This is a genomic window from Mesorhizobium sp. M0496, from assembly GCF_040321205.1.
GTDB lineage: Bacteria > Pseudomonadota > Alphaproteobacteria > Rhizobiales > Rhizobiaceae > Mesorhizobium.
Genome location: NZ_JAMYRC010000006.1, coordinates 1 through 20,564, shown reverse-complemented (window position 1 = coordinate 20,564; position 20,564 = coordinate 1). Strand labels below are relative to the sequence as shown.

Sequence of the window (20,564 nt, the reverse complement as noted above, 5' to 3'; positions counted from 1 at the left end):
TAGCGGCCCGTCTAGACCATTGGCCGGCTTGGTTCAAGAAATAGGATTTCGCCCACCCCGGGCCAAGAATGGCCGATTTGAGTTAATCTTTTTGTATTTCCCTTGCCGCGCCGAGCCCATCCGGCCGCTGATCTGCATCACCGGTGCGGCGCGAGCGCGACTGCGCCTTGCGCTTCTGCAGATTCGCCCGCAATTGCTCGGCGAGCCGGTCCTTGCGGTTGGTACCGCCCTTTTTTGCTGGACCAGCCCTTTTCAGTGGAATTGTCTTGTCGTCCATCATCCCGTCCCGGCCGGCGACCAGCCAGCTTGCCAATCAGGGATAGCCAACATTGTGGCGCCGCCGTGTCATTGAAAGCTATCCGGCAAAGCCTTTCACAGAAGCGTTGCACTTGGCCTTGCGCTTGCCGGTTCGATATGGCAGAAGCCCCGCCATCAGCGGCTGCGGTAGCTCAGTGGTAGAGCACTCCCTTGGTAAGGGAGAGGTCGAGAGTTCAATCCTCTCTCGCAGCACCATTCCAAGCCGTTGTTTGGCAACAACTATCTGACTTTATTGGTCTTTTTGCCGCCTGTCTGGTACACAGGGGTGGTACACATAAGCTTGAGAATGCCTGGACCTTGGCCACATCCGAAGATCGGCGTCTATTATCTTTGGCAACGCGCGCCCTCCGATTTGAGGGATAGGCGTTCGGGCTGGTGTCGGGCGTGTAGATTAGGCCCGACTTTCTTTTGCCGGCGGCCAGCAAGCACTGGTCCTTCTACTCCCCGACAATGGACGTCGGTGAGCGTACCGAGGTTATCGGATCGGCATGACGAAGGACGATCCTCCACGCGCCTTCCTCCCGGCGGAATATGGTGGTGACTCGAAGCGCAATCGGCACCAGCTTGTCGCCCCCACCGACCTTGGATTGGAACCGCTCGACCTCGATGATGTATCCCAAGTCGGCCGTCGCATACTCCGAGATGCGCTCAAAGCCGATGGCCTTGCCGTGCCGGTAATTGGTGGCGGCCCGTTCCATGGTCTCAGCGGCCTTTCTCCATCCCTTCGCCGGCGGGCCAAAGGGATTGGCAATAATGACGTCGTCCTGTCGCGAGTAGAGGCCTTTCAAGGGCTCAGGATCGCCCTTTACGAAGGCATCCAGAGCCAGATGATCCTGCTCGATAACTTTCGTTAGGTCGGAGGCTAACATCTTAACATTCCCACAGTCTTGCCATGCTTCCCATTTCAAAACTTCAGAAGCGGCAACTTTGTTCCGTTAGCCTGCGCTAAAGTGCCTGCCACCTCCCGGCAGTGGGCAGTGTCGTCGTGGGAACATGCACTGAATGGAGAACAGTGCGACAGCCGAACTGCCCCAACAGGTCAGGAATGTTTGGGACAAAAGTCTGAGCGACCCATCAGACGGGGCGAGTTCTGCGACGGGATCACGCCTGCTGAATCACCAATTCGCTGGTCATGGGAATTCCTCTGAGTGCCCAAGCACCATATTGTGCGAGATCGCGCGCTCATGAATTTTCTCCAGATCGGCACGCGGCGCCGAAGAACACACGGTCGCGTTGAGGTGCAGGGGCACATAAGCAATGCCGGCGTCCGTGCCGCGGAACAGGCAGATGCCATGGTCGTGCCAACCCAATCCATTGCCCGAACGGAATGCTTGTCTGACCTTCTCCTCGTCCAGCCATCTGCGCTGACGGAAGGATTGCGCTGGGAAGCCAGTGATAGCAACAGCGCGTGACAATGACGAGCGCTTGCCGTATATTGACATAAAGATATCCTTATGTGACACGAACAGGCTTGTCGCCAAAGGGATAAAAAATGTCGCAGAGTTCTGCATCGCTGGACGCATTGTTCGGCCCCGTCGCGGCAAAGCCCGACGGGTCGGAAGTGCTTGCGGCGCTGACGGCAGCGGCGCGTGAGCGCATCCTCATCCTTGACGGGGCCATGGGCACGCAGATCCAGGGCCTGGGTTTCGATGAAGATCATTTCCGTGGTGAGGCCTTCGCCGGCTGCGCCTGCCATCAGCAAGGCAACAACGACCTCCTGATCCTGACGCAGCCCGCGGCGATCGAGGAAATCCACTATCAATACGCCATCGCAGGCGCGGATATTCTGGAAACCAACACCTTCTCCTCGACTTCGATCGCCCAGGCCGATTACGACATGGAGGATGCCGTCTATGCTCTGAATCGCGATGGCGCGCGGCTGGTGCGGCGCGCCGCGTTGAGAGCACAGCAGCAGGATGGCAAGCGCCGTTTCGTCGCTGGCGCGCTGGGGCCGACCAACCGCACCGCCTCGATGTCGCCCGACGTCAACAATGCCGGCTATCGCGCGGTGACCTTCGACGAATTGCGCCTCGCCTATGGCGAGCAGCTGCGCGGGTTGATCGACGGTGGCGCCGACATCATCCTGATCGAGACCATCTTCGACACGCTGAACGCCAAGGCGGCGATTTTCGCAGCAGAAGAGATATTCATCGAGAAGGGCGTGCGTCTGCCGGTGATGATTTCGGGTACCATCACCGATCTCTCCGGCCGCACTCTGTCCGGCCAGACGCCGACGGCCTTCTGGCATTCGGTGCGCCATGCCAGCCCGTTCACCATCGGCCTCAACTGCGCGCTCGGCGCCAATGCCATGCGCGAGCATCTGGCCGAGATATCAGGCGTCGCCAACACTTTTGTCTGCGCCTATCCAAATGCAGGCCTGCCCAATGAATTCGGCCGTTATGACGAGAGCCCGGAATTCATGGCGGCGCAGATCGAGGATTTTGCCCGCGAGGGGCTGGTCAATGTCGTCGGCGGTTGCTGCGGTTCGACGCCAGAGCACATCCGCGCCATCGCAGAGGCGGTGAAGAAATATCCGCCGCGCGCCATTCCCGACATCGAGCGCAAAATGCGCCTGTCCGGGTTGGAACCGTTCACGCTGACGGATGAGATTCCCTTCGTCAATGTCGGCGAGCGCACCAATGTCACCGGCTCAGCCAGGTTCCGCAAGCTGATCACGGCGGGTGACTATGTCGGCGCGCTCGACGTGGCGCGCGACCAGGTCGCCAATGGTGCGCAGATCATCGACATCAACATGGACGAGGGGCTGATCGATTCGAAGAAGGCGATGGTGGAGTATCTCAACCTGATCGCCGCCGAGCCCGATATCGCCCGCGTTCCTGTCATGGTCGACAGTTCGAAATGGGAAATCATCGAAGCCGGTCTGAAATGCGTGCAAGGCAAGCCGCTGGTCAACTCCATCTCGATGAAGGAAGGCGAGGCGGCATTCCTGCATCATGCAAGGCTGGTGCGCGCCTATGGGGCTGCGGTGGTCGTCATGGCCTTCGACGAAGACGGCCAGGCCGACACCAAAGCGCGCAAGGTCGAAATCTGCACCCGCGCCTACAAGCTCTTGACCGAGCAGGCGGGCTTCCCGCCCGAGGATATCGTCTTCGACCCCAATGTCTTCGCCATCGCCACCGGCATCGAGGAGCACGATAATTACGGCGTCGACTTCATCGAGGCGACGGGCAAGATCACCGGGACGCTGCCGCATGTCCATATTTCCGGCGGCGTGTCGAACCTGTCGTTCTCGTTCCGTGGCAACGAGCCGGTGCGCGAGGCCATGCATGCCGTGTTCCTCTACCATGCCATCCAGCGCGGCATGGACATGGGCATCGTCAATGCCGGCCAGCTCGCCGTCTACGACACGATCGAGCCGGCGCTGCGCGAGGCCTGCGAGGATGTCGTGCTCAACCGCGTGCCCAAGGCCGGCGGCACCGCCACCGAACGCATGCTGGAGATCGCCGAACGCTTCAAGGGCACGGCGGGCCAAGAAGCCAGGGAGCGCGATCTCGCCTGGCGCGAGCTGCCGGTCGAACAGCGGATCAGCCATGCGCTGGTCAACGGCATCACCGAATTCATCGACGCCGACACCGAGGAAGCAAGGCTTGCAGCAGAACGCCCGCTGCATGTCATCGAAGGTCCGCTGATGGCCGGCATGAACGTCGTCGGCGACCTGTTCGGCGCGGGAAAGATGTTCCTGCCGCAAGTGGTGAAGTCGGCGCGGGTAATGAAACAAGCCGTCGCAGGATTATTGCCGCACATGGAGGCCGAGAAGCTGGCCAACGCCGCCAATGGCATCGACAATGGCGAACGCCAGACGGCGGGCAAGATCCTGATGGCGACGGTGAAGGGCGATGTCCACGACATCGGCAAGAACATCGTCGGCGTGGTGCTCGCCTGCAACAATTACGAGATCATCGATCTCGGCGTCATGGTGCCGGCGGCAAAGATCCTGCAGACGGCGCGCGAGAGACAAGTCGACATCATCGGCCTGTCCGGCCTGATCACGCCGTCGCTCGACGAGATGGCGCATATGGCCGCCGAGATGGAGCGTGAGGGTTTCGACATTCCGCTGTTGATCGGCGGCGCGACGACCAGCCGCGTGCACACGGCGGTGAAGATCCATCCGCGCTACAGCAAGGGCCAGACAGTCTATGTCACCGACGCCAGCCGGGCGGTCGGCGTTGTCTCGTCCTTGCTGTCGAATGACAGCAAGGCGAAGTATGTCGACACGGTGCGCGCCGAATACAAGAAAGTCGCCGACGCGCACGCCCGCTCCGAAGCCGACAAGCAGCGGCTGCCGCTGGCCAAGGCGAGGGCCAACGCGCACCGGATCGACTGGTCTGAATATGAGCCGCCGAAGCCGTCCCTCACAGGTGTGAAGGTCTTCGAGAATTGGGACCTGGCCGAGCTCGCGCGCTATATCGATTGGACGCCGTTCTTCCAGACCTGGGAGCTGAAGGGTCGCCATCCCAAGATACTGGAGGATGAGGCACAGGGACCCGCCGCGCGCCAGCTGTTCGAGGATGCGCAGGCGATGCTGAAGAAGATCATTGCCGAAAAATGGTTCGCCCCGCGCGGTGTCATCGGCTTCTGGCCGGCCAACACCGTCGGCGACGACATCAGGCTGTTCACGGATGACAAGCGATCACAGGAACTGGCGACGTTCTTCACCTTGCGCCAGCAACTGACCAAGCGCGACGGCAAGGCCAATGTCGCGCTGTCGGATTTCGTAGCACCAGTGGACAGCGGCAAGCCAGATTACATCGGCGGCTTCATCGTCACCGCCGGCATCGAGGAAGTGGCGATCGCCGAGCGCTTCGAGCGCGCCAACGACGATTATTCGTCGATCATGGTCAAGGCGCTGGCCGACCGCTTCGCCGAGGCCTTCGCCGAGCGCATGCATGAGAAGGTGCGCAAGGAGTTTTGGGCCTACGCACCAGATGAGAATCTGGCGCCAGACGAACTGATCGGCGAGCCCTATCGCGGCATACGCCCGGCGCCCGGTTATCCGGCGCAGCCGGACCACACCGAGAAGGCGACCTTGTTCCGGTTGCTCGACGGCGAGGGCAATGCGGGCGTGAGCCTGACCGAAAGCTATGCGATGTGGCCGGGCTCGTCCGTGTCGGGCATCTATCTGTCACATCCCGAAAGCTATTATTTCGGCGTCGCCAAGGTCGAGCGCGACCAGGTCGAGGATTATGCACGCCGCAAGGCGATGCCATTGGCCGAGGTCGAGCGCTGGCTTGGCCCCATCCTCAACTACGTGCCGGCACACTATGCCGAGGCGGCTGAATAGCGACGGCAAGTTCTGGTGTCAGCCAGGCCACACGACAACCACATCGCCATGGCATCGTCGAGACACGATGTGCCAATATCGGCATCTGCGCTGGTGGCTGGCCTCTGATCCAAGACGGCGATAAACCCGAGGCAGCCGTCCTTGCAGTTGGAGCGCCAATGACCCTACTCACACGCCGCAGGCTTTTGAAAACAGCCGCGGTTGCCGGCGCGGGCGGCATCGGGCTCTCGGCCCTGGGTCGGCTTGGCGGCTGGGCCGCTGCCGGGCCTGAGCCGGTGGTTCTGCAGACGGCAAAAATCCAGGCGAAGCTGATGGATGTGGGCCAGACCAGGGATGTGCTGACCTACGGCACCGTCGGAATGCCGCCCGTGCTCAGAATGAAGAAAGGCGAGCCCTTTGCCGCCCGTCTTGTCAACGCGATCGACGATCCGACGACGATCCACTGGCACGGCGTTCGCGTTCCAAACAAGATGGACGGCGTCCCGTTCCTGGTCCAGCCCTACGTCTATACCGGCGACCATTTCGACTACGCCTTCACGCCGCCAGACGCCGGCACCTTCTGGTATCACCCGCACTGCAACACGCTGGAGCAGATGGGCCACGGCCTGACAGGGGTGATCGTGGTCGAGAATCCGAACGATCCGAAATTCGATGCCGAGGTCGTCCTTAATTTGCGCGACTGGCGCCTCGGTGACGACGGCCAGTTCATCGACCAGTTCCGGCCGCGCGATGCCGCAAGAACCGGTACCTACGGCACCGTGCGAACCGCCAACTGGCTCGATCAGCCGCAATATGATGCGCCGGCCGGCGGCCTGGTACGGCTCAGGGTGGCGATCACCGACGTCACGCGCATCTATGCTTTTCGCGTCGACGGCGCCGAGGCGACAGTCATCGCACTGGACGGCAATCCGGTGCCGCAACGTTTTTCCCCCGATGCCTTGCTGCTTGGACCGGGACAGCGCATGGAGCTGGCCATCCGCATGCCCGATGGCGAGGGTGCGATCGTAAGCCTGCGGGACGTCAGGGGCACCAAGCCTAAAATTCTGGCGACCTTGCGCGCGGCCGGAAGCTCGCTCAAGCGTGATATCAGCGATGTTGCACCCCTGGAGGTCAATCCGGTGGCGGAGGTGGATCTCACCAGCGCCAAGCATATTTCCCTGGCGCTGAGCGCAACGGCGGAAAACGTCCCGAGCGACGGCATCTGCGGTTCGCTTGGCTACAGTTTCTGGGCAATCAACAAGATGCCGTGGCCGGGCGATACACCGGATCCGACCGCACCGCTGGCCGAATTGAAGCTCGGCGGAAGCTATGTCATCGACATGGAAAACCTGACGCCGCAATCCCATCCGATGCATCTGCACGGCATGAGCTTCAAGGTGCTGTCGTCCTCGACGCGCCAGGTTCAGCCTTTGATTTCCGACACCTATCTCATCCAGCCCAACGAGAAGGTTCAGCTCGGCTTCGTTGCCGACAATCCCGGCGACTGGCTGCTGCACTGCCACATCATCGAGCACCAGAAATCAGGAATGACGAGCTATATCAGGGTGGTGTGAAGCCGCAGCCGAGGGTTTCGTTGGCAAAAGGGGGCGCTTCCCTGCTATTGCCGCCTCCAACTCAAGAACCATAGGACATTTCCTGCATGACCAATGTCGCCCTGACCGGCCTTGCCCGGGATCTCGCCAGGCGTGCCGCCGAGGGTCGCCCTGTGCGCATCGGCGTCATCGGTTCGGGCGAGATGGGCACCGATCTGGTCACGCAAGGCATGCTGATGCCGGGCATTTCGGTCTGCGCCGTTTCTACACGCCGCCCGCACACCGCGCGCGATGCCATCCGTATCGCCTATGGCGATGAAGCCATGGCGGTCGAAGCCGACACCGCGTCGAAAGTCACCGGCGCCATCGAGAACGGCAAGATCGCCATCACCTCCAACGAGATGCTGGTCACCAATCCGTTGATCGATGTCGTCATCGACGCCACCGGCAAGCCGGGTGTCGCCGCCGATTTCGACCTGATGGCGATGGAGCACGGCAAGCATCTGGTGATGATGAACGTCGAGGCCGACGTCACCATTGGCTGCTATCTCAAGCAGCAGGCCGACCGGCTTGGCGTCGTCTATTCGGTCGGTGCGGGCGACGAGCCGTCGAGCTGCATGGAGCTGATCGAGTTTGCGTCGGCGCTCGGCCTAACCATCGTCTCGGCCGGTAAGGGCAAGAACAACCCCCTCAACCACGATGCCGTGCCGGACGACTACCGCGCGGAAGCGATCCGCCGCAACATGAACCCGCGCATGCTGGTCGAGTTCGTCGACGGCTCGAAAACCATGGTCGAGATGTGTGCCATCGCCAACGCCACCGGGCTCGTGCCCGATGTGCCCGGCATGCACGGCCCGAAGGCCGACCGCGACGACCTCGCCAAGGTGCTTATCCCGCGCGAGGATGGCGGGCTGCTGCTAAAGAAAGGCGTCGTCGACTACACGGTCGGCAAGGGCGTCGCGCCCGGCGTCTTCGTCATCGTCGAGGCGAAGCATCCGCGCATCATCGAGCGCATGGACGATCTGCATATCGGCCACGGCCCCTATTACAGCCTGTTCAGGCCGTATCATCTGACCTCGCTGGAAGTGCCGCTGACCGCCGCCCGCATCGTGCTTTTCGGCAAGCCCGACATGGTGCCGCTGCCAAGGCCAGTGGCCGAAGTGTGCGCCGTCGCCAAGCGCGACCTTGCCGCCGGCGAGACCTTCGATGCGATCGGCGAGACCTGCTACCGTTCCTGGACCATGACCGTCGGCGAAGCCCGTGCCCAGCGCGCCGTGCCGGTCGGCCTGCTCGAGGGCGGCAAGGTGCTGAAACCGGTCAGGAAAGGCGAATTGCTGACCGCCGACAACGCCGCTCCCGACCAGACGACGAGGCTGTTTGCCTTGCGCCGGCTGCAGGACGAAATGCTGTACGGGGCTGAAGGCCGCGCGCCTCTGGCGGAGCGGTTGGCCGACATTGCCGTCGATTTGAGGACCAAGGCGGGCGAGGACGGTCGCGTCGTGAGCAAGAACGAGATCGACGACATGTGGGGCGGCAGCCAGAATGAGGCCTGACCAGGGGCACACGGGGTTGATGGGTTGGACGGCCTATTGGCGGCCCGGATTTCGTCGTTCGTTTGGATTGATCAGCATAAACATTCGGGATTGACCGAAGCCTTCCCCTTCGTCATCCACGGGCGGAGCAAGGAGCGGAGCGACGCAGCGCAGACCCGAGGATCCATGCCGCGACCTTGATCGAGGAATGCAGCGGAGCAGAATTCTGCGCCGTAGCGGCGCTCGGATGTCACGGCATGGATCCTATGGTCTGCACCGCGTCGCTTCGCTCCTTGCTCCGCCATAGGATGACGAAGCGATGGGCGTTTCCGCCAAGGCGTCAACGCAAGGAGCTACCGGCCTACTTCCCGAGTTCGATCGATCGCAGCCGCGCAGCCTCCACCGCCTCTGTGAGAAGGCGCGTCAGCCGATCCTCACCCATCAGCACCGCCAGCGCTGCTGCCGTCGTGCCGTTAGGGCTGGTCACCTGCTGGCGCAGCACGCCCGGCTCCTCGCCGCTTTCGGCGGCGAGCGAGGAGGCGCCGTAGACGGTCTGCATGGCGAGCAGCTTGGCGGTCGCCGCCGGCAGCCCGGCCTTCTCGGCGGCCACGGTCAGCGCCTCGATGAAATGGAAGATATAGGCTGGCCCCGACCCGGACACGGCAGTCACCGCATCCATCAGGCCCTCGTCATCGATGGTGGCCACCTCGCCGCGCGCCGACAGCAGGGCGGCGACGAAACGCTTGGTGTCGTCGGAAACCAGCCTGTTGGAAAACACCACCATCATACCCTTGCCGATTGCTGCCGGCGTGTTGGGCATGCAGCGCACGATCGGCGCGCGGCTGCCCAGGATGTCCTCGAAGGTGGCGGCAGGCGTGCCGGCGGCGATGCTGACGAAGGTGGTGCGGCCATCGCCGAAGCGCTTGTAGGCCGCGGTGACGTCGCGGATCACCTGCGGCTTCACCGCGATGACGACGAGATCGGGCACGGCATCGGCCGGAATGCCATCGGCATCGGCTGATGTCGCGCAGCCCAGCGTTGCCGCGCGATTGCGCAGGTCGGCATTGGGCTCGACCACGAAAACCGCCGACGGCGCAAGCTTGCCGGATTTCAGCCAGCCCGAGAGCATGGCGTAACCCATATTGCCGCAGCCGGCGAGAACAAGCCTGATCGTCATCGAAAGCCCTCCGAAGGAAGGCCTTCACATAGACGCTGGCGCTTCCCTGGGGAAGCCCCCGTCAGGAGGAACGGGAAGATCGTGCGCCGCGATCGGGATCACGCACTGCCATCGGCCGCAGCGAAACTTGCCTGAGGCCAAGCACGCCGAGCACGAAGAACAGCCAGACCGGGTCGCCACGATGGAAGAAGAAGCTTTCGAGGAAAGCATTCAGCGCTGTGAACAGCACCACCATCATGAAGAAGTCACCGAGAAAGATGTTTTCCCTGCGCAGCGGAATGCGCATGTAGTCGCGCAGCGGCGCGATGAGGAAGGTGTAGACCGCCACGCAAAGTGCCGGAATGCCCATCAGAACGGCGATGTCGAGATAGCCGTCATGGCCGTGCACGATGGTTCTGATGTCCCATGGCCGGTCGAAAGGCTGGTCCTGGTTGAGCAAGAGCGGCGTGCCCCAGAAGCTTTCATAGCCGTAGCCGGTCCATGGCTTCTTCGCCAGCATGCTGCCGGCGAACTCCCAAAGCGTCGTGCGGCCGGTATAGGTCATGTCGGGGAAATAGATCGCCGCCAGATGTTTCACCGGCGGCAGGAAGACGATGCCCAGCGTGCCGACCGCCGTGGCGATGATCGCCAGCGCAAACAGGATCGGTGTGCCGAGCCGCATGCCCATCAGGCTCGGCAGCATGACGATCAGGATCGAGAACGGCACCAGCCCGGCGGTGGTCTTGGAGCCGGTGTGCAGCATGAAGATCATCGCCGCGAAGAATATCCCTGCGCCCCAGTACCGCTGCCCGCGCCGGTAGAGATACAGGCCGGCGAAGCTGAGGCAGGCCATGATCGGGCCGGCGATGTTCTTATGGGTGAACACGCCGCGCCACAGGCCGGCATGTTCGGGCTCCTGTGAGTCAGCGGTGTGCATCGCCTCGTGCGGAAAGACGATGAGGCCGAGATAGGACAGGCCCATGACCACGACGGCGGTGAAGATGATGACCTTGGAGAAGGCTTCGGCGTCGCGCGGCAGCACCAGGATCGTTGCCATCGTCAGGATGCCGATCAGCGTGAACGAAGCGGCGCGCATCGCCGAGGGCGGATCGGTCGACAGGACCACCGACAGGAAAAAGAAGCCCAGCATCAGCATCCAGGACGGGCTGAGCAGCGAGCGCACCACGCGCGGATCGGCAAAGGCCATCAGTGAGAAGATCGACATGGCGCCGAGCGAGCTGAAGCCAAGCTGGTTGACGATGTCGCCGCCTTCACCGGTCAGTTCGGCGCCGGCCGGCTGGAACGGGCGGAAGGACACCATGATGACGGTGAACAGCAGCGCGGCAATGGCGGTCGCCACGCCTTCGCGCGTGAACGCGGCGCTAAGCGGGGCGCGCTCAGTTTTTCTCAGGCTGGCGGTATTGCTCATTGGCATATCCGAATTCGGCCAGCACGCGGCCCAGCGCCACATGGACGGGGTAGACGGCGATCGCCGGCGATCCTGTTCGCGCCAGGCGGATCAGGCCGCGAAATGGCGAGGCGGCAAGCAGCGCCAGGCTCTTCAGCAACACCTTGGCGCCGGCGAGTGGCCTGCCGGCGCGTTTCTTCTTTTCGACCAGTGTCGAGATCACGCCGTTGCGCAGGCTGCGGGCTCGGATCCAGTCGGCTTCGATGCGCCGGGCCGGAACGGTTTCTTGCACCTTCGCTTCGGCGCACCAGCCAAGCACGAAGCCGCGTTGAGCCGCCCGGCTCAGGAAATCGGAATCGCCGCCGCCCATGAAATTGAATTTGAGGTCGAGAAAGGGCGGCCCCATGGCGGTCAGCACGTTGCGTCCGACCAGAAGATTGCCGGAGGAATAGAGCGCAGGCACGCGTCCCGTCCTCCGGTAGGGAGGCGCGAACACCGGATGCTCGGCCCACCCGGCATGGGCGGGATTGGCAAACACGGGCACCTGCGGGCCGCCGACTATATCGGCGCTGAGCGTCTCGGCCGCCCCGCACATGCGTTCCAGCCATTGCGGATCGGCGATCTCGTCGTCATCGATGACCAGCAGATGCCTGAAGTTCGGGAACTGCAGGATCGCTGTTTGCCAGCCGGCATTGTAGGCGCTGCAATTGCCGCGCTCATGCGCGATTATGACCAGGCCCGACATCTCGCCGCGCTCGAACAACGGCAGCGCTGCCTTGGCGCCGGCCCGCGCCTCGGCTTCGTTTTCCATGACAATGACGGCAAAGCGCCTGCCGGTTTGCTGTGCGCGCAGCGACGCCAGCGTTTCCAGCACCTGCTCGGGCCGCTTGAAGGTCGGCAAGGTTACGACCGCTTCGATAGCCTCGACGTCAAGCCGCAGCGAGCGTCCAGCGATCGATACCGAACCGTCCGATGGCAAAGGGATCATCCGTGTCCAGCCACATGGTGAGTTGGGCTCTGGTAGCACCCACGGTGATAAGGTTTCGTTAATCACCTTGCACGGAGAAGCCCGCCAGGCAGCGGCTTTCGGCCGTCGAATGTGCTGGCTTAATCAAGGGTTCACCGCACTTTGCTACCGGCTACACCACAGGATAGGTGAGATGCATCTGCTGTTCGCCACATCGATCGTGCCCGACGGCGCACTTGCCTCGGGCTACGAGATCGCCAACGCTGCGATCATCGCCGCCTTGCGGCGCGCTGGCGCGCGCGTGACCGTCATCGGCTTCACCTGGCCCGGAAAACCCGCGGCCGATCCCGAAAACACCGTGGTGCTGGGTGCGATCGACGTGCGCACGGACAATGCCTCGTCGCTGCAGAAGCTGGCCTGGGTCGGCAAGGCGCTGCTTTCGGGTCTCACCTTCGCGTCGGTCAAGTTGCGCGCCGTGCCCGACGGCGCTGTTCTCGCCGCCATTGAGAGGGCCGGCCCGGTCGATGGCTATGTCTTGAATTCCGTGCAGTTCGCAGGCGCTTTTGAAAAGCTGTTCACTGAGCGGCCTTCGATCTTCGTCGCCCACAATGTCGAGCATCTTTCGGCGCAAGAGAACGCTACTGCCGCCAGCAGCATCTTCCAGCGCCTGCTGTTTCGCCGTGAGGCAAGGTTGCTCAAGACCGTGGAAGAGCGTCTCTGCCGCCAGGCGCGCTTCGTCTTCACGCTAGCCGAGGAAGACCGTGCGGCACTCGGTGTCGCCTCCGACGACCGCTCAGCGGTGCTGCCTCTGGTGACCGGTGCTCAGGCGCCAACTCCGAAAGGCCCGCGCCGCATCGACTGCGACGCGGCGCTGATCGGCACCTGGACCTGGCAGCCGAACCGCATCGGCCTCGACTGGTTCCTGGAGAAGGTCGTACCGCATCTGCGGGCCGGGTTCCGCATCCGCGTCGCCGGCAGCATGCCTTCAGGCGTCACGTCGAAGCATCCCGGCGTCGAATTTGTCGGCCGCGTGCCTGACGCGCAGGCGTTCGTGCGCAGTGCCGCCGTCATCCCGTTGATCAGCACCGCCGGCAGCGGCGTCCAGTTGAAGACCATCGAAACCTTCGAGCTCGGCCTGCCGTCCGTCGCCACCAGCCGCTCGCTGCGCGGCATCGACCATCGCCCGTCCAATTGCGTCGTCACCGACGATCCCGCTGCCTTCGCCAGGGCTCTCGAGGCCGCGGCGGCCGATATCCGCGATGTTGACGGCAGCGCATTCCGGCGTTCGCAGGTCAAGGCGCTCGACGCTGCTATCCGGCTCGGCCTCGAAAAGCTAGGGTCCGTCAGGCAGGAGGCGTTTGCATGAACATGCATTCCGCCCGCGCCGCGTTCGGGCTCGACACGCTGAAGACGATCCTCGGCATCTCGGTGGTTGCGATCCGCTGGAACGATGCCATCGTCCTGCTGAACCGCTTGATCGCCGAGCGGCGTTTCACCAAGGTCAGTTTCCTCAACGCCCACAATGCCAACATTGCCTATACCGACCCGGTCTTTGCCGAAGCGCTCGACGATTTCCTCATCCTGCCCGACGGCATCGGTGTCGATCTGGCGGCGAGACTTCTCTATGGGGCGCCATTTCCGGACAATCTCAACGGCACCGATTTCGTCCCCGCCTTCCTGCAGGCCTCGACGACGCCGCTGACCGTAGGGCTTCTCGGCGCGACGCGCGTCAACGCCGAAGCGGCGTCGATCAAGCTTGCGGCACTGGCCGTGCAGCACCGGTTCGTGGTCATCCATGACGGCTATTTCTCGGCTGCCCAGCAGGCGGAAATCGTCGATCGGATCGAAGAATTGCGGCCGGACGTGCTGCTCGTCGCCATGGGTGTGCCGCGCCAGGAATTGTGGATCGAACGCCATATCGACGCGCGCCACTGCACGCTGCCGATCGCTGTCGGCGCGTTGCTCGACTTCCTCAGCGGCTCGGTGCCGCGGGCACCCTTGTGGATGCGCCGGTTGCGGCTCGAATGGCTGTTTCGGTTGGCTGTCGAACCGGGCCGCCTGTGGCGCCGCTATGTGGTCGGCAATCCCCTGTTCCTGCTGCGCGTCGTCAGGCAGAAATTCTCGCGTACACCCGAAGCAGCGAGGGACAGCCAGTGAACAGCAGGTTCATTCCAGGTGCCGCTGTCGAACCAAGCCCGCTTCGGCGGATGCCGACAGCGGCAATAGTCACGGCAAGCTACGCGCCCGATTTCGAGCGCTGCCGCCTGTTGTGCGAGACACTTGATCGCCACGTTTCCGGCGCGGCGCACCACTACATCCTGGTCGAACATCGCGATGTCAGGCTGTTTCGCCAATTGGAAACCGACCGTCGCAGCGTCGTCGATGAACGGGAATTGCTGCCGCGCTGGCTGCATGCCTTCGACGATCCGCTCAGCCTGTTTCGCCGGCGCGTCTGGCTCAGCATGAAGACACAGCCGCTGCGCGGCTGGCATGTGCAGCAGCTGCGCCGCATCGCGATCGCTACGCATACCAAGGAAGATGTGCTGATCTTCTGCGATTCCGACGTCGCTTTCCTGAAACCTTTCGACTGCGGCACGTTCTGGCATGACGGCAAGGCGCGGCTGTTCCGCCGCGACGGCGTGTTGGCGGACGACGGTCATGAAGAGCATCGCATCTGGTCGCGCAACGCGGGCTCGGCGCTCGGCATCGACCCGTCCAGGACATCCACACACGACTATATCTCGACGCTGATCGCCTGGCGGCGCGACGCTGTGCTGGCCATGTGTGGCGAGATCGAGAAGGTCCATGGCCGCAACTGGGTCGAGGTCGTCGGCTCGGCGCGCAAATTCTCCGAATGCATGATCTACGGCCGCTATGTCGACGATCTGCTGGAAGGCGCCGGCCACTTCCACGGTTCGGAAGAGTTCTGTCGGGTGCACTGGACCGGCGAGGCGTTGTCGGATGACGAGTTCCGCAGCTTCGTCGCCGCCATGGCGTCGGAGCAGGTGGCGATCGGCATGCAGTCCTTTATCGGCACCGACATCGGCCGCATCCGCCGTTTGATTGGCTTGGATTAGACCGGCTTGGCCGGCTTGCGCATCGCCGAATAGGTGAGCAGCGTCGAGGCGAGATACAGAAGCAGGAACACGACGTTGAGCGACAGCACCAGGTTCGGCGTGTCGAGGATGGTCGTCAGCACATAGGTCAAAAGCAGCGCCTTCAGTGCGGCGAGCAGACCGAGATTGAGCGCCCGAACCAGCGTCTGGCCGCGCGCGAACAAAAGCTCGGCCTGGTATTCGACCAGATTGCGCAACCCCGGCACGCAGATCGCCAGCACCACCAGCGGCGCGGCCTCGGCGACATTCTTGCCAAGCGCATTGGGGAAGAAATGCAGCACGATGCCAAGCGCCAGCAGGGCCGCCGTCGAGACCGCGAACACGCCGCCTTCGATGCCGCTCTTGACCGCCAGCCGTGACAAAAGTTCCGGCGCGCGCATCATGCGCTGCACCAGCATCATGGAGAAGGTTCGGATCGGAATGGCCGTCAGGTCGACCAGCCGCATGATGATGGCGTAGATACCGGCCAGATGCGGGCCGCCGATCGCCAGAACCAGCAGCTTGTCGAACTCCATCTGCAGGTAGAACAGCACTTCGGCGCCGGCCACATAGATGGAATCGGCCAAGCGCGTGACATAGAGCTCGATGCGAAGCCGCAGCCGTTGGCGTGGATAGAAGAAGCCGAAGGCAATCAGCAGCGAGGCGGCATTGGCGCCGATATAGAACCACGACCATATCCAGACGCTGTGTTGCGCCCCGAACATGAACAGCACCGCGCCGAGCGCCCGCAGCGCCGTCGCCAGGATGGCCAGCAGCGCGGCGCGGCCGAATTTGCCCAGACCGTTGTTGACGATCAGCGCCACTTCAACAGGCCGCCACAGCAGCGCTTCGGCAAAGACGATTGCCGCAAACACCGACAGCGGCACGGTGTCGGCGAAGAAAATCAGATAGACGCCGAACGAGGCCGCGGCCAGCAGCGGCAGCGACAGCACGCCGAGCAGCAGGAAGCCGGCGGTGAAGGTGCCGATCAGATTGGGGCGGATGGTGGCCGTGCGGTAGAGAGCCGAGATGAAACCGAAGGCGAGGATGCGCGACAGCATCACGCCGGCCGCCGATGCGGTGGCGAACATGCCGAACTCGGAAATGGACAGCGTGTTGGCCAGCGCGATGAAATAGGCGAGTGAAAACACCAGTCGCCCGCCGGCGCCGCTGATCGCCGAGAAATAGTCGCGAAGCAGCCCCCGTCGTTCGGCCAAAAAGCTGCCGATCCGGGCGAGGGGCCGCCTTTGCGGTATGTCACTGGCCTGCGTCATGTCTCAAGCAGAGCCTAGGGCGGAAAACTTAACGCGCCGTTCTGGGGCGTGGAGTTAGCCGGACGTCCTTCTGGGACGCGAATTCCGTTCAGAGCCCGCCGAATTCGTCCTGAACGCGGATTGTTAAGTCCTTGGGAAGGCCACAGGCGGCTATCATGTAGTCGCTTGCCGCCATGATGAACTGTCTTGCTCGCTTGTGGGTAGACAGCATCAGGGAGAGGCGCTTCTCCGGTTCCTTCAGTTTCCCGGACAGTATACGGATCGACATTTCTCGGCAGACGTGGACGCACCCAAAAAGCTCTTGAGGTCCTGCAATCACCAGGCCTGCGAAGGAGACGAGCCTTTCCCAAGAAGGAAAATCTTGAATGGCCCCTGCTGTATCCGTCTTCTGCCGAAGCTCTTGCCGGATCACATAGGATTCCTTTCCGCCCCAAATGTAATAGAGCAGTACTTTCTCAAAATCGGTTTTGCTCATTTTTGGATCGTAGAAGCGCCGGATGTCCCGGCCCATCGTCGACCACAGTATGAATACCGCAGCCATGACATCGAGGAAGATGGCCACATGCTCATCCTTCGCCGGATCAAACTGCCCCTTGGCACTCCGTAACTCTGCGACCATCTTCCTGAAAATTCGCCATGGTTGAACGCTAAGCGGAGCTGTATTGCGACCAGTTAAAAAGAGTGACTCAGACCAGGAATTCTTGCTGTAAATGTCGTAGACAGAGTTCCATCGATCTATGGACGATTGGTAGTTTAAGTCATCGTTGAAACCTATGTCCCTCGCGTTGCCGAGATCTTCGAACGACGCTTCATCGTGTAAATCGACGCCGATGCTTAGCGCGGATAGCCGATGATTATAGACCGCTTTATTCTTGAGGATGATGAATGCCTCGTCACATCCTGAATAAGCTAGGATGCCCGCAGCCCAGAAGGCTCGGTTCACTGCGCTCATCTTATTGGTTGTCTTGCAGTCGAATATCAACCGCCGGAACCCGCCGTCCGCGATAAAATCCAGTCCAACCACATCGAGGTCGGTCAGGACCTCCGTCGTGTCGCTCAGATCGGACGCACTAGCGATCACCACTTCAAGGCAGGGTGACATGCCTTGAGCAAGGCAATATCGTATCGCCATTTCCTTCTGATGGCGGTCTTTGTCATATTTTCCCATCAGGCTCAGTCCAGTTTCAGAAGGAGTTGCTCAAATTCGTGAACGGCCTGCTCGTCCATTAGCTGCTTCTGCCGCTTCTTCATCTCAGCAGAGGATATGAGGGACTGGACATACTCTTCACCCTTCGAGAGCGCGATCCTTGCCTCCCTATCCACTTCCATATTCGACATCGTGCCAGTCCGCAGCAGCTCAATAGCAAGCTTCAGAGCGGCCTCATTCTCCGGGGTCCTGTTCAGGTGGAGCTCCCACCTACTCGGCGAGGTTTGCTTGAGGTGGGCCACGCGCAAGACGACGAGATTCTGATACTGGTCGCGCGCTTCGGAGTTCGACCTAAGGAAGCCAGAATCGCGTAGTGACTCAAGTATGCGCACAGGCGACCGAATCCGGTAGGCATCGGGGAGAAGTTGTCCCTTTCGCACGGCCGAAATTAGCGCCATCGCGCGTTCATAAACCTCTCGATTGGCGGCATTGAGCCTTGTCGACCCGGGCTTGGGGGTGAAAAGGAACGATTCCGTTCTCCCCCCGAACTTAATGGTGGGAGGTCTGACGATGCCTTCGGCGGCAAGTTTCCGCACCAGTTGTGCCTCAGTCACGGAAAGCTTGGTGCCACCGATCTCGCCAGTAGAAGCCACCAATGACAGCGGCCATCCTTGATTGTCTTTCACCTTCTTCAGCGTTGACTGGAGAGCGGGTGTTCCACCTCCGGCGACGATATCTGCGAGGCCGTCGAGGTTGTCCGCGAAGTAGAACGGGCTAATTAGGATATTTTTCCCGCGCGCGATGTGCTGGGCCACGATGCCGCTTTCGGACCCAAGTTTGACGCACCGGTCGAAGACCTGACGATCAATCCCAAGTTTCGAGAAGAGGGAGTCCTTGTTCCGCGGCGCGTCGTACAGAGAGGAGAGGATAGAGACCGTTGCCTGCTCATGTTCATTGAAAACGACCTCGTTCTCCGCATATTCGCCAAGGCCTTCATACACATTTTCGAATAGCGGAATGTTGGGCGTAATCTTCTCGATAGTCTTACCGGTTTTGAATATCCTGATGAACTCAACCTCAGCCAGCACCTCAAGCACCGACTTGAGGGCGTAGGATGGGATCGACATAAAGTGGTCCGAGACCTTTCTCAGGACCTCATACTCAATGTCGCCTAGCCCTTTGATGTGGATAGCTAATGTCGCGGCCATGCCAATAATCTGCAGCTGATCGAATTCAGGCACTTGTAGCGTAGAAAGACCTGTGTGCAGGTCAAACGCGAATTCGGCCGTCTCCCGGGACATCGTTGGTCTCTTACTTCTTTGCTGCTGCAGTTTGTGAGAAGCACCCGAGAGAGGCTTCACCACTCTAAATGGGGGCAGAAATCAAAAGTCAGCTTAAATTTGAAAAAGGGCACGGTGATTCCTCACCCAATACCTAGTTATGACGCAGCCTGAGGCTCCTTGGCAAGCACAATGGATGGAAGATCCTATCATTTCGCAGACATCCTGGTCGCCAACAAGCATCCGATTTTCACTACCTACGTGCAGGGAGCACTTCAATGTCACTGGGCCGCTGCATGGAGCATGTTGGGACGCTTACCCAGCTAGTACAGGGAAGCCCAGGGCACAGAACGCGGCTACATGGTATAGGTTAGGAATGCTCTCCCTAGCTGAGTCGCAGATGCAACGTGTCTTCGATTTCTTTCTGCACCTGTGGGTTGGAATTGCCGATTTTCTGGGATCGGTCATGCCTATGGAGGCAACCGTTTGAAACCCAAAGAACATAGGCTGCTTCACGCAGCATGCCGAGCCACGGCAATAAGCGATCCAGCGCTCCAGCAAAACCAAGGAGAGACCTCGGACCAAAGCGCCAAATCACTTGAGAAAGAAATCTCAAGCTTCCTCAAAGCAGTGCGCCAAGATCGCGAAAGCGTCTACAAATCGTCCGAAGGAATGCTTCAGCCGCTTATGCTTCTTTATGATCTGGCGCTGCTTCAGGTCTGCGACATGTCCAATTTCGGGTTCGAAAACGTCGATCACCGAAGGAGAGTCATCTGGCCGAACTTGGCGTTGCCACGCAGGCCTCGGCCTAATGGCGTCTTCTATATCCTGACGGCGAACTTGGCCCATTCTATGCAGGCCTTCCGACTGCTGATCCTTCACGGCTTTGAAAGCCAGGCACGCGCCAGTTTCCGTAACGTCATCGAGGTTATTGACCTGATGACCATGGTGCTGGCGAGCGAAGCCACGTACCGCGAGTACATCAAATCTTTCGAGGATGACAAGGTCAGCTATCGCCACTGGAAAAGCCACCTGTCCCCAGCCGTAATTAGGGCCTCAATTTCGAAGCTTGAGGCCGACAACCCCATTGCGCTCCCGATTGATTTAACAACCGAAGAGATCAGGAAGGGCACATACACATGGTTGTCCAACTTCACTCACGTCAACTACGTCGCCCATGTGGTGGCGGCGCATCCGTTACGTTTCGATGGAACCTCCAGGCGACTAGCGATGCTTGGTGGGGTTGGTGAAATGTCGAAGTCCACGCTCGCCCATGTGCTCGTTAATCTTTGGATTAGCCTTTTAAGAATCGAACACTTGCTTTGGGAAAAGCACGGCTGGGGACGCTTCCGAGGGGATCGTTCCCGCCACTGGTTCCGCTATCGCTGTCGTGCGATGGATGATCTGTTCCGATCATACCTGCCGACCTTCTGGGAAGAGCTTTCGTCAGCCGACCTTTGACCTAAGAGAGTGAAAACACCAGTCGCCCGCCGGCGCCGCTGATCGCCGAGAAATAGTCGCGAAGCAGCCCCCGTCGTTCGGCCAAAAAGCTG

Annotated in this window: 16 protein-coding genes and 1 tRNA gene; 8 read left to right on the top strand and 9 right to left on the bottom strand. The window is 61.2% G+C overall.

The annotated features are described in order from the left end of the window. Nucleotides 1–82 precede the first annotated feature (82 nt). Nucleotides 83–277, bottom strand: coding sequence for a hypothetical protein (locus NKI73_RS08080; protein ID WP_352628411.1), 195 nt, complete (start codon nucleotides 275–277; stop codon nucleotides 83–85). A 161-nt stretch (nucleotides 278–438) separates the two neighbouring features. Between NKI73_RS08080 and NKI73_RS08075 the strand changes: the two genes are divergently transcribed. After that, a tRNA-Thr gene (locus NKI73_RS08075) sits at nucleotides 439–513 on the top strand. A 242-nt stretch (nucleotides 514–755) separates the two neighbouring features. Here NKI73_RS08075 and NKI73_RS08070 read toward each other — a convergent pair. After that, the gene (locus NKI73_RS08070; RefSeq protein ID WP_352628409.1) at nucleotides 756–1,187 is read right to left on the bottom strand and encodes a YybH family protein; all 432 of its coding nucleotides are present in this window, start codon (nucleotides 1,185–1,187) and stop codon (nucleotides 756–758) included. 261 nt (nucleotides 1,188–1,448) lie between these two features. Beyond that, complete coding sequence (locus NKI73_RS08065) at nucleotides 1,449–1,829, bottom strand: hypothetical protein (RefSeq protein ID WP_352628649.1); 381 nt, start codon at nucleotides 1,827–1,829, stop codon at nucleotides 1,449–1,451. On the opposite strand from NKI73_RS08065, the gene metH reads away from it, so the two are divergent. The 3 genes from metH (at nucleotide 1,811) to NKI73_RS08050 (ending at nucleotide 8,705) form a co-directional block, all read left to right on the top strand. Then, complete coding sequence (gene metH, locus NKI73_RS08060) at nucleotides 1,811–5,620, top strand: methionine synthase (protein ID WP_352628406.1); 3,810 nt, start codon at nucleotides 1,811–1,813, stop codon at nucleotides 5,618–5,620. The two genes, NKI73_RS08065 and metH, sit on opposite strands and share 19 nt — an antisense overlap. Nucleotides 5,621–5,778: 158 nt before the next feature. Next, nucleotides 5,779–7,173: a multicopper oxidase family protein gene (locus NKI73_RS08055; RefSeq protein WP_352628404.1), complete on the top strand. Its 1,395-nt coding sequence runs from the start codon at nucleotides 5,779–5,781 to the stop codon at nucleotides 7,171–7,173. An 86-nt stretch (nucleotides 7,174–7,259) separates the two neighbouring features. Then, a complete protein-coding gene (locus NKI73_RS08050) occupies nucleotides 7,260–8,705 on the top strand; it encodes an NAD(P)H-dependent oxidoreductase (RefSeq protein WP_352628402.1) in 1,446 nt (481 codons plus the stop codon). A gap of 340 nt (nucleotides 8,706–9,045) precedes the next feature. On the opposite strand, the gene proC is transcribed toward NKI73_RS08050, so the two are convergent. The 3 genes from proC to NKI73_RS08035 all read right to left on the bottom strand — a co-directional run bounded on the left by proC (nucleotide 9,046) and on the right by NKI73_RS08035 (nucleotide 12,236). After that, a complete protein-coding gene (gene proC / locus NKI73_RS08045) occupies nucleotides 9,046–9,861 on the bottom strand; it encodes a pyrroline-5-carboxylate reductase (protein ID WP_352628401.1) in 816 nt (271 codons plus the stop codon). 61 nt (nucleotides 9,862–9,922) lie between these two features. Further along, complete coding sequence (locus NKI73_RS08040; protein ID WP_352628399.1) at nucleotides 9,923–11,269, bottom strand: O-antigen ligase family protein; 1,347 nt, start codon at nucleotides 11,267–11,269, stop codon at nucleotides 9,923–9,925. Next, nucleotides 11,238–12,236, bottom strand: a complete 999-nt coding sequence (locus tag NKI73_RS08035) for a glycosyltransferase family 2 protein (protein ID WP_352628397.1) — start codon at nucleotides 12,234–12,236, stop codon at nucleotides 11,238–11,240. Before NKI73_RS08035 ends, NKI73_RS08040 begins: the two co-directional genes overlap by 32 nt. Before the next feature lie 172 nt (nucleotides 12,237–12,408). Between NKI73_RS08035 and NKI73_RS08030 the strand changes: the two genes are divergently transcribed. From NKI73_RS08030 to NKI73_RS08020, 3 genes are read left to right on the top strand one after another with little or no spacing between them, the layout of a single operon-like run. After that, nucleotides 12,409–13,581: a glycosyltransferase family 4 protein gene (locus tag NKI73_RS08030; RefSeq protein WP_352628395.1), complete on the top strand. Its 1,173-nt coding sequence runs from the start codon at nucleotides 12,409–12,411 to the stop codon at nucleotides 13,579–13,581. Then, complete coding sequence (locus NKI73_RS08025) at nucleotides 13,578–14,372, top strand: WecB/TagA/CpsF family glycosyltransferase (protein WP_352628393.1); 795 nt, start codon at nucleotides 13,578–13,580, stop codon at nucleotides 14,370–14,372. The genes NKI73_RS08030 and NKI73_RS08025 overlap by 4 nt, the downstream gene beginning before the upstream one ends. Next, nucleotides 14,369–15,292 carry a DUF6492 family protein gene (locus NKI73_RS08020; RefSeq protein WP_352628391.1) on the top strand — a complete coding sequence of 308 codons (924 nt, stop codon included), beginning with the start codon at nucleotides 14,369–14,371 and terminating at the stop codon, nucleotides 15,290–15,292. The genes NKI73_RS08025 and NKI73_RS08020 overlap by 4 nt, the downstream gene beginning before the upstream one ends. On the opposite strand, the gene NKI73_RS08015 is transcribed toward NKI73_RS08020, so the two are convergent. The 3 genes from NKI73_RS08015 to NKI73_RS08005 form a co-directional block, all read right to left on the bottom strand. Beyond that, the gene (locus NKI73_RS08015; RefSeq protein ID WP_352628389.1) at nucleotides 15,289–16,584 is read right to left on the bottom strand and encodes a lipopolysaccharide biosynthesis protein; all 1,296 of its coding nucleotides are present in this window, start codon (nucleotides 16,582–16,584) and stop codon (nucleotides 15,289–15,291) included. The two genes, NKI73_RS08020 and NKI73_RS08015, sit on opposite strands and share 4 nt — an antisense overlap. 88 nt (nucleotides 16,585–16,672) lie before the next feature. Continuing rightward, the gene (locus NKI73_RS08010) at nucleotides 16,673–17,752 is read right to left on the bottom strand and encodes a hypothetical protein (protein ID WP_352628387.1); all 1,080 of its coding nucleotides are present in this window, start codon (nucleotides 17,750–17,752) and stop codon (nucleotides 16,673–16,675) included. Between the two features lie 5 nt (nucleotides 17,753–17,757). Next, nucleotides 17,758–19,032, bottom strand: coding sequence for a hypothetical protein (locus tag NKI73_RS08005; RefSeq protein ID WP_352628385.1), 1,275 nt, complete (start codon nucleotides 19,030–19,032; stop codon nucleotides 17,758–17,760). Nucleotides 19,033–19,497: 465 nt separating this feature from the next. Between NKI73_RS08005 and NKI73_RS08000 the strand changes: the two genes are divergently transcribed. Next, nucleotides 19,498–20,472 (top strand): hypothetical protein, encoded by a 975-nt coding sequence (locus NKI73_RS08000; RefSeq protein WP_352628383.1) that lies wholly within the window; start codon nucleotides 19,498–19,500, stop codon nucleotides 20,470–20,472. Nucleotides 20,473–20,564: the final 92 nt, after the last annotated feature.

What these genes read in the sequence shown, in the direction of transcription:
- proC (WP_352628401.1), bottom strand. Translation starts at nt 9,861, where the DNA reads ATGACGATCAGGCTTGTTCTCGCCGGCTGCGGCAATATGGGTTACGCC.
- NKI73_RS08070 (WP_352628409.1), bottom strand. Translation starts at nt 1,187, where the DNA reads ATGTTAGCCTCCGACCTAACGAAAGTTATCGAGCAGGATCATCTGGCT.
- NKI73_RS08035 (WP_352628397.1), bottom strand. Translation starts at nt 12,236, where the DNA reads ATGATCCCTTTGCCATCGGACGGTTCGGTATCGATCGCTGGACGCTCG.
- NKI73_RS08025 (WP_352628393.1), top strand. Translation starts at nt 13,578, where the DNA reads ATGAACATGCATTCCGCCCGCGCCGCGTTCGGGCTCGACACGCTGAAG.
- NKI73_RS08010 (WP_352628387.1), bottom strand. Translation starts at nt 17,752, where the DNA reads ATGGGAAAATATGACAAAGACCGCCATCAGAAGGAAATGGCGATACGA.
- NKI73_RS08080 (WP_352628411.1), bottom strand. Translation starts at nt 277, where the DNA reads ATGGACGACAAGACAATTCCACTGAAAAGGGCTGGTCCAGCAAAAAAG.
- NKI73_RS08065 (WP_352628649.1), bottom strand. Translation starts at nt 1,829, where the DNA reads ATGCAGAACTCTGCGACATTTTTTATCCCTTTGGCGACAAGCCTGTTC.
- NKI73_RS08040 (WP_352628399.1), bottom strand. Translation starts at nt 11,269, where the DNA reads ATGAGCAATACCGCCAGCCTGAGAAAAACTGAGCGCGCCCCGCTTAGC.
- NKI73_RS08005 (WP_352628385.1), bottom strand. Translation starts at nt 19,032, where the DNA reads ATGTCCCGGGAGACGGCCGAATTCGCGTTTGACCTGCACACAGGTCTT.
- NKI73_RS08030 (WP_352628395.1), top strand. Translation starts at nt 12,409, where the DNA reads ATGCATCTGCTGTTCGCCACATCGATCGTGCCCGACGGCGCACTTGCC.
- NKI73_RS08050 (WP_352628402.1), top strand. Translation starts at nt 7,260, where the DNA reads ATGACCAATGTCGCCCTGACCGGCCTTGCCCGGGATCTCGCCAGGCGT.
- NKI73_RS08055 (WP_352628404.1), top strand. Translation starts at nt 5,779, where the DNA reads ATGACCCTACTCACACGCCGCAGGCTTTTGAAAACAGCCGCGGTTGCC.
- NKI73_RS08015 (WP_352628389.1), bottom strand. Translation starts at nt 16,584, where the DNA reads ATGACGCAGGCCAGTGACATACCGCAAAGGCGGCCCCTCGCCCGGATC.
- metH (WP_352628406.1), top strand. Translation starts at nt 1,811, where the DNA reads ATGTCGCAGAGTTCTGCATCGCTGGACGCATTGTTCGGCCCCGTCGCG.